General features: G+C 60.5%; 5 protein-coding genes and 2 pseudogenes. All 7 read left to right on the top strand.

The window, feature by feature from the left end; all coding sequences use genetic code 11:
• A pseudogene (locus HLUSI_RS0103065) lies at window positions 1-234 on the top strand (branched-chain amino acid ABC transporter permease); the annotation flags it as partial.
• Window positions 235-244: 10 nt separating this feature from the next.
• Entirely contained in the window at window positions 245-1,228 is a 984-nt protein-coding gene (locus HLUSI_RS0103060; protein ID WP_016832573.1) for a branched-chain amino acid ABC transporter permease, read from the top strand.
• The gene (locus tag HLUSI_RS33805) at window positions 1,218-2,528 is read left to right on the top strand and encodes a branched-chain amino acid ABC transporter permease (RefSeq protein ID WP_016832572.1); all 1,311 of its coding nucleotides are present in this window, start codon (window positions 1,218-1,220) and stop codon (window positions 2,526-2,528) included. Before HLUSI_RS0103060 ends, HLUSI_RS33805 begins: the two co-directional genes overlap by 11 nt.
• A gap of 266 nt (window positions 2,529-2,794) precedes the next feature.
• Window positions 2,795-3,742 (top strand): AraC family transcriptional regulator, encoded by a 948-nt coding sequence (locus HLUSI_RS0103050; protein WP_238533908.1) that lies wholly within the window; start codon window positions 2,795-2,797, stop codon window positions 3,740-3,742.
• 117 nt (window positions 3,743-3,859) lie between these two features.
• Window positions 3,860-4,792 carry an ABC transporter substrate-binding protein gene (locus HLUSI_RS0103045; protein ID WP_050977615.1) on the top strand — a complete coding sequence of 311 codons (933 nt, stop codon included), beginning with the start codon at window positions 3,860-3,862 and terminating at the stop codon, window positions 4,790-4,792.
• A gap of 15 nt (window positions 4,793-4,807) precedes the next feature.
• Window positions 4,808-6,325, top strand: a complete 1,518-nt coding sequence (locus tag HLUSI_RS0103040) for a sugar ABC transporter ATP-binding protein (RefSeq protein ID WP_029363058.1) — start codon at window positions 4,808-4,810, stop codon at window positions 6,323-6,325.
• Window positions 6,326-6,359: 34 nt separating this feature from the next.
• A pseudogene (locus HLUSI_RS26705) lies at window positions 6,360-6,648 on the top strand (ABC transporter permease); the annotation flags it as partial.

The raw sequence follows: 6,648 nt of genomic DNA, 5'->3' as shown, positions 1-6,648 counted from the left end.
GTGATCCAGGTGTCGCCGCTGATGGGCTCCAACCTGATCATCGTGGTGTTCGCGGTGGTGGTGATCGGCGGCATGGGTTCCATCCTCGGTTCGATCGTCACCGGCCTTGGCCTCGGCGTGATCGAGGGTCTGACCCGCGTGTTTTATCCGGAACTGTCGGCAACCGTCGTGTTCATCATCATGGCCATCGTGCTGATGATTCGTCCGGCCGGTCTGTTCGGTAAAGAGAAATAAGGCGCACAAGATGAACAACCCATTGAACAAGAAACTCTTTTACGGCGCGCTGCTGATCCTGGCATTGCTGGCGCCGTTCGGCCTGTATCCGGTGTTCCTGATGAAGATGCTGTGCTTCGCGCTGTTCGCGTGCGCCTTCAATCTGCTGATCGGTTACACCGGCCTGCTGTCGTTCGGTCATGCAGCCTTCTTCGGCGGCGCCGGCTATGTCGCCGGTCAGGCGATCAAGGCCTGGGGCGTGCCGACTGAAATCGGCCTGATCCTGGGCACCCTGACGGGCGCGCTGATCGGCCTGGTGATGGGCCTGCTGGCGATTCGCCGCCAGGGTATCTACTTCACCATGATCACGCTGGCGCTGGCGCAGATGCTGTTCTTCGTTGCCCTGCAGGCGCCGTTCACCGGCGGCGAAGATGGCCTGCAAGGCATCCCGCGCGGCAAGCTGCTCGGCTTCATCGATCTGTCCAGCGACATGACCTTGTACTACGTCGTGCTGGCGATCGCGATTGCCGGCTTCGCGCTGATCGTGCGCACCATCCACTCGCCGTTCGGCCAGGTGCTCAAGGCGATCAAGGAAAACGAACCGCGCGCCATCTCGCTGGGTTACGACGTCGACCGCTACAAGCTGCTGGCCTTCGTGCTGTCGGCAGCGCTGACCGGTCTTGCCGGTTCGACCAAGGCGCTGATACTGGGCTTCGAAACCCTGACCGACGTGCACTGGAGCATGTCGGGCCTGGTGGTGCTGATGACGCTGGTTGGCGGCTTGGGCACGATCGTCGGTCCTATCGTCGGCGCGGTGATCATCATCATGCTGGAGAACAAGCTGGGCGATATCGGCAACTGGCTGGCTAGCGTGACGCATATCGAGTGGTTCAACACGCTGGGCGACTCGGTCACCATCGTGACGGGCTTCATCTTCATCGTGTCATGCAGCCTTCTTCGGCGGCGCCGGCTATGTCGCCGGTCAGGCGATCAAGGCCTGGGGCGTGCCGACTGAAATCGGCCTGATCCTGGGCACCCTGACGGGCGCGCTGATCGGCCTGGTGATGGGCCTGCTGGCGATTCGCCGCCAGGGTATCTACTTCACCATGATCACGCTGGCGCTGGCGCAGATGCTGTTCTTCGTTGCCCTGCAGGCGCCGTTCACCGGCGGCGAAGATGGCCTGCAAGGCATCCCGCGCGGCAAGCTGCTCGGCTTCATCGATCTGTCCAGCGACATGACCTTGTACTACGTCGTGCTGGCGATCGCGATTGCCGGCTTCGCGCTGATCGTGCGCACCATCCACTCGCCGTTCGGCCAGGTGCTCAAGGCGATCAAGGAAAACGAACCGCGCGCCATCTCGCTGGGTTACGACGTCGACCGCTACAAGCTGCTGGCCTTCGTGCTGTCGGCAGCGCTGACCGGTCTTGCCGGTTCGACCAAGGCGCTGATACTGGGCTTCGAAACCCTGACCGACGTGCACTGGAGCGGTCATGCAGCCTTCTTCGGCGGCGCCGGCTATGTCGCCGGTCAGGCGATCAAGGCCTGGGGCGTGCCGACTGAAATCGGCCTGATCCTGGGCACCCTGACGGGCGCGCTGATCGGCCTGGTGATGGGCCTGCTGGCGATTCGCCGCCAGGGTATCTACTTCACCATGATCACGCTGGCGCTGGCGCAGATGCTGTTCTTCGTTGCCCTGCAGGCGCCGTTCACCGGCGGCGAAGATGGCCTGCAAGGCATCCCGCGCGGCAAGCTGCTCGGCTTCATCGATCTGTCCAGCGACATGACCTTGTACTACGTCGTGCTGGCGATCGCGATTGCCGGCTTCGCGCTGATCGTGCGCACCATCCACTCGCCGTTCGGCCAGGTGCTCAAGGCGATCAAGGAAAACGAACCGCGCGCCATCTCGCTGGGTTACGACGTCGACCGCTACAAGCTGCTGGCCTTCGTGCTGTCGGCAGCGCTGACCGGTCTTGCCGGTTCGACCAAGGCGCTGATACTGGGCTTCGAAACCCTGACCGACGTGCACTGGAGCATGTCGGGCCTGGTGGTGCTGATGACGCTGGTTGGCGGCTTGGGCACGATCGTCGGTCCTATCGTCGGCGCGGTGATCATCATCATGCTGGAGAACAAGCTGGGCGATATCGGCAACTGGCTGGCTAGCGTGACGCATATCGAGTGGTTCAACACGCTGGGCGACTCGGTCACCATCGTGACGGGCTTCATCTTCATCGTCTGCGTACTGGCGTTCCGCCGCGGCATCGTGGGCGAGATACTGAACCTGTTCAACAAACGTTCCGCCAGCGCATCGCACTGATCGTCGTTTCTTCTCAACGCTGCCGCCGCACAGCCCAGGCTGTCCGGCGGCAGTTTTGTTTCAGGAGTTGCTTTCCGCAATGGGCGAGGTGCGGTTGCCTCCGTGCCAGCTATCGAACACCTATCCTTTTTAAGCATTCATTACCTCAGGTCTGTCAAAAAAGTATCTAAATCTTCAACTATTTGTATTGGCTTAAGTAAGTGTGACTCTCTATATTTGGGGTCATAAAAAGAGCAGCAAGCCAAGACCAAAAAAGGAGACTTACGATGACAGACCGTATCCCGGGCAGTCGCGCCATGCAAGGGCGCGCAAGCAATATGGCGGCGACGCCGGATCTGGAGCTGGTCGATGTGCGCCAGGGCGAGTCTTTCGCGATCTGGTCGCACGGCTATCCGTATCGGACGGTGCGTTGGCACTTCCATCCCGAATACGAAATCCAGCTGATCACCGCCACCAGCGGCAAATACTTCGTCGGCGACTTCATCGGCCAGTTCCAGCCCGGCAACCTGGTGCTGCTGGGACCGAATCTTCCGCACAATTGGATCAGCGATGTCGCTCCCGGCGAGCAGGTGCCGGAGCGGGGCATCATCGTCCAGTTTCCCGGCGAATTCATTAACCATGGCATCCATGCGTTTGCCGAACTGCATGAGCTGGAAAACTTGCTGCTCGATGCGCAAGCCGGATTGGTGTTTACACCGGCGACGGGCGCAGCGGCCTTGCCGATCATGCGCACGCTGTTGACGACGCGCGGGTGCAAGCGGATACAGCTGTTCCTGGCCTTGCTCGATCTGATGACCGCCGATGACGGCCGCGTGGCGCTGGCCAGCCATGGCTATATTCCGGACGCCCTGGCGTATATGTCGTCGCGCCTGAACCATGTACTGCGCTTCATCGCCGAGAATCTCGACACCGACCTGCGCGAATCCTCGCTGGCGGAACTCACGCAGCAAAGCGCCAGCGCGTTTTCGCGATCCTTCCGCAAACATACGGGCATGAGCTGCATCCAGTACATCAACCGCTTGCGCATCAACGGCGCGTGCGAATTGCTGATGCAGGGCGACCTGAGCATCACGGACATTTGTTTCCGGGTCGGCTTCAACAACGTTTCCAATTTCAATCGCCATTTCCTGATTCAGAAGGGCGTGTCGCCGTCCTCCTTTCGCAAGTACCAGGAGCTCAACCTGGCGTCGCGCAATCTGGCGCAAGCCGCCTGAGCGCAGGCGCGCACAACTACGCACGTACGCAAGCAGGCAGGCGAGTGTTCCTGCAGGCGCGGTTTCACATCGTCTTCACTGTCAGGCAACCAAGGAGATCCAGCATGTCCCGTCCCCATCCGCGTTCCCGTTCCCATCGGCCGCGTTTCTGCAAATTCGTGTCACTGCTCTGCATCGCATTCGGTTTCACCGGCATGTCGTTTTCAGCGTCGGCGGTTGAAGATCGGTTTGTCCCTGCAGGAGATGAACAATCCCTATTTCGTCACCATGAAAAAGGCCGCCGAAGAAGCCGCCGCCAGCATCGGCGCCACGCTGATCGTGACGGATGCGCGCCATGACATTGCCAAGCAGACCAGCGATGTGGAAGACTTGATTCAAAAGAAGATCGATATCCTGCTGCTCAACCCGACCGATTCCGTCGGTATACAGTCGGCGGTGAAGTCGGCCAAGAAGGCCGGCATCGTGGTCGTCACGGTGGATGCCAATGCGCAAGGCCCGGTCGACTCCTTCGTCGGCTCCAAGAACTTCGATGCCGGCCAGGCGGCCTGTACGTATCTGGCGAATACCCTGAAGGGCAAGGGAGATGTCGCCATTCTCGACGGCATTCCGGTCGTCCCTATTCTGGAGCGCGTGCGCGGCTGCAAGGCGGCGTTCGCCAACTTCCCCGGCATCAAGCTGGTGGCTACGCAAAACGGTAAGCAGGAGCGCGACCAGGCTCTGAGCGTGACGGAAAACATCTTGCAATCGCATCCCAAGCTGCAAGGCATGTTCAGCGTCAACGATATCGGCGCGCTGGGAGCATTGTCGGCGATCGAATCGAGCGGCAAGGACGTCAAGCTGGTGAGTGTGGATGGCGCGCCGGATGCGATCAAGGCGATCCTGAAGAGCAATGCCAAATTCATCGCCACCGCCGCGCAATATCCGCGCGACCAGATCAGGCTGGCGCTTGGCGTGGCATTGGCGAAGAAGTGGGGCGCGGCGACACCGGCGGCCGTTCCGGTGGACATCAAGCTGATCGACAAGGCGCAGGCTGCCGGCTTCAGCTGGTAAGCGACGGGAATGGCCATGCCTACGATTCTGGAACTGCAGGGGATCTGCAAACAGTTCGGCCAGGTCAACGCACTTAACGGCGTTGACCTGGCCGTCGCCAGCGGCGAGATCCACGCGCTGCTCGGCGAGAACGGCGCGGGAAAATCGACGCTGATGAAGATCCTGAGCGGCATTTATCGTCCGGATCGGGGCCGCATTATGGTGGACGGCGAAGAGCGGCATTTCGCCAGCTACCGCGATGCGATCAAGGCCGGCATCGCGATCATCTTCCAGGAATTCAGCCTGGTGCCTTATCTCTCTGCGGTGGAGAACATGTTCCTCGGCCGCGAGATGCGCAACGCCTTCGGCCTGTTGTCGCGGGCGGCGATGCGCAGGCGCGCGGAAGCGATTTTCCAGCGGCTTGGCGTGACGATCGACTTGTCGACGGAGGTGGGCCGCCTGAGCCTGGCGCAACAGCAGTTCGTGGAGATCGGCAAGGCCTTGTCGCTGGAGGCGCGCATCCTGATTCTCGACGAACCGACGGCGACGCTGACGCCGGCGGAAGCCGCGCATCTGTTCACGGTGATGCGTGAACTGAAACGCTTGGGCGTGGCGATGATCTTCATTTCGCACCATATGGAAGAGATTTTCGAAGTCTGTGATCGCGTTACCGTGTTGCGCGACGGTGCTTATGTCGGCAGTGCGGAAGTGGCGGCGACGACGGTGGACGATCTGGTGGAAATGATGGTCGGTCGGCGTTTGCAAAATACCTTTCCTCCCAAAACGGCGGCGCGCATGTCGACGTCAATGAGAACCGCGATGGATGTGCGCGCCATACAATTGCGTCGTGACGGTCCGGTTAATCGCTTTCAGTTGCGCGAGGGCGAGATACTCGGCTTCGCCGGCCTGGTCGGTTCCGGTCGCACCGAGCTGGCATTGGGGCTGATCGGTGCAGATCCGTGTCATCGCAAGGAGGTATCGGTACACGGTGTGCCGATGGCCTTGCGCGATCCCGCCGAGGCGCTGGCCGCCGGCATCGGTCTGCTGCCGGAGAGTCGCAAGACCGAGGGATTGATTCTCGACTTCAGTATCAAGGACAACATTTCGCTTAACAACCTGCAGAAGTATTGCAGCACTTTGCCGTTCATTCGGCGCGGCGCAGAGCGCGAGGATGCGCAATGCATGTCTCGCGATATCGATATCAAGGCGCCGGACGTGTTCGCTCGCGTGGGCAATCTGAGTGGTGGCAATCAGCAAAAGGTCGTCATTGCACGCTGGCTCAATCACCATTGCAAGATCTTGATTTTCGACGAACCGACACGTGGCATCGACGTCGGCGCCAAGGCGGAAATCTATCGCTTGATGCGACGGCTGACGGTACAAGGCTACGCGATCATCATGATCTCTTCCGAACTGCCCGAGATCGTCGGCATGTGCGATCGCGTCGCTGTGTTCCGGCAAGGAGCGATCGTCACCATTCTGGAGGGCGACTCCATTCAATCTAACGAGGTAATGCGCCATGCAACCACAGGTTCGCGACTTGAATTCGTCTGAGCTACACAAAGCAGATGCCGGCATTGGTGTCGGCATCGGGATCAGAACGCGCATCTCGCTGGCGCGTTTCGCCAAAGGACCGGTGTGTTATCCGCTGGTCGGACTGATGATGGTGTGCCTGGTGATGGTGACGATGACGGATGCATTTCTGACGCCGGACAATTTGATCAACGTCGGCCGGCAAGTATCCATCAACGCCATCATCGCGGTCGGCATGACCTGCGTCATCCTGAGCGGCGGCATCGATTTGTCGGTAGGGTCGGTGATGGCGTTGTCGGGTACGCTGACTGCCGCACTGATGATTGCCGCCGTGCCGCCGGCCG

The sequence above is a fragment of the Herbaspirillum lusitanum P6-12 genome (genome assembly GCF_000256565.1).
Classification (GTDB): Bacteria; Pseudomonadota; Gammaproteobacteria; order Burkholderiales; family Burkholderiaceae_D; genus Herbaspirillum; species Herbaspirillum lusitanum.
This window is presented reverse-complemented; position numbering and strand designations above follow the sequence as displayed.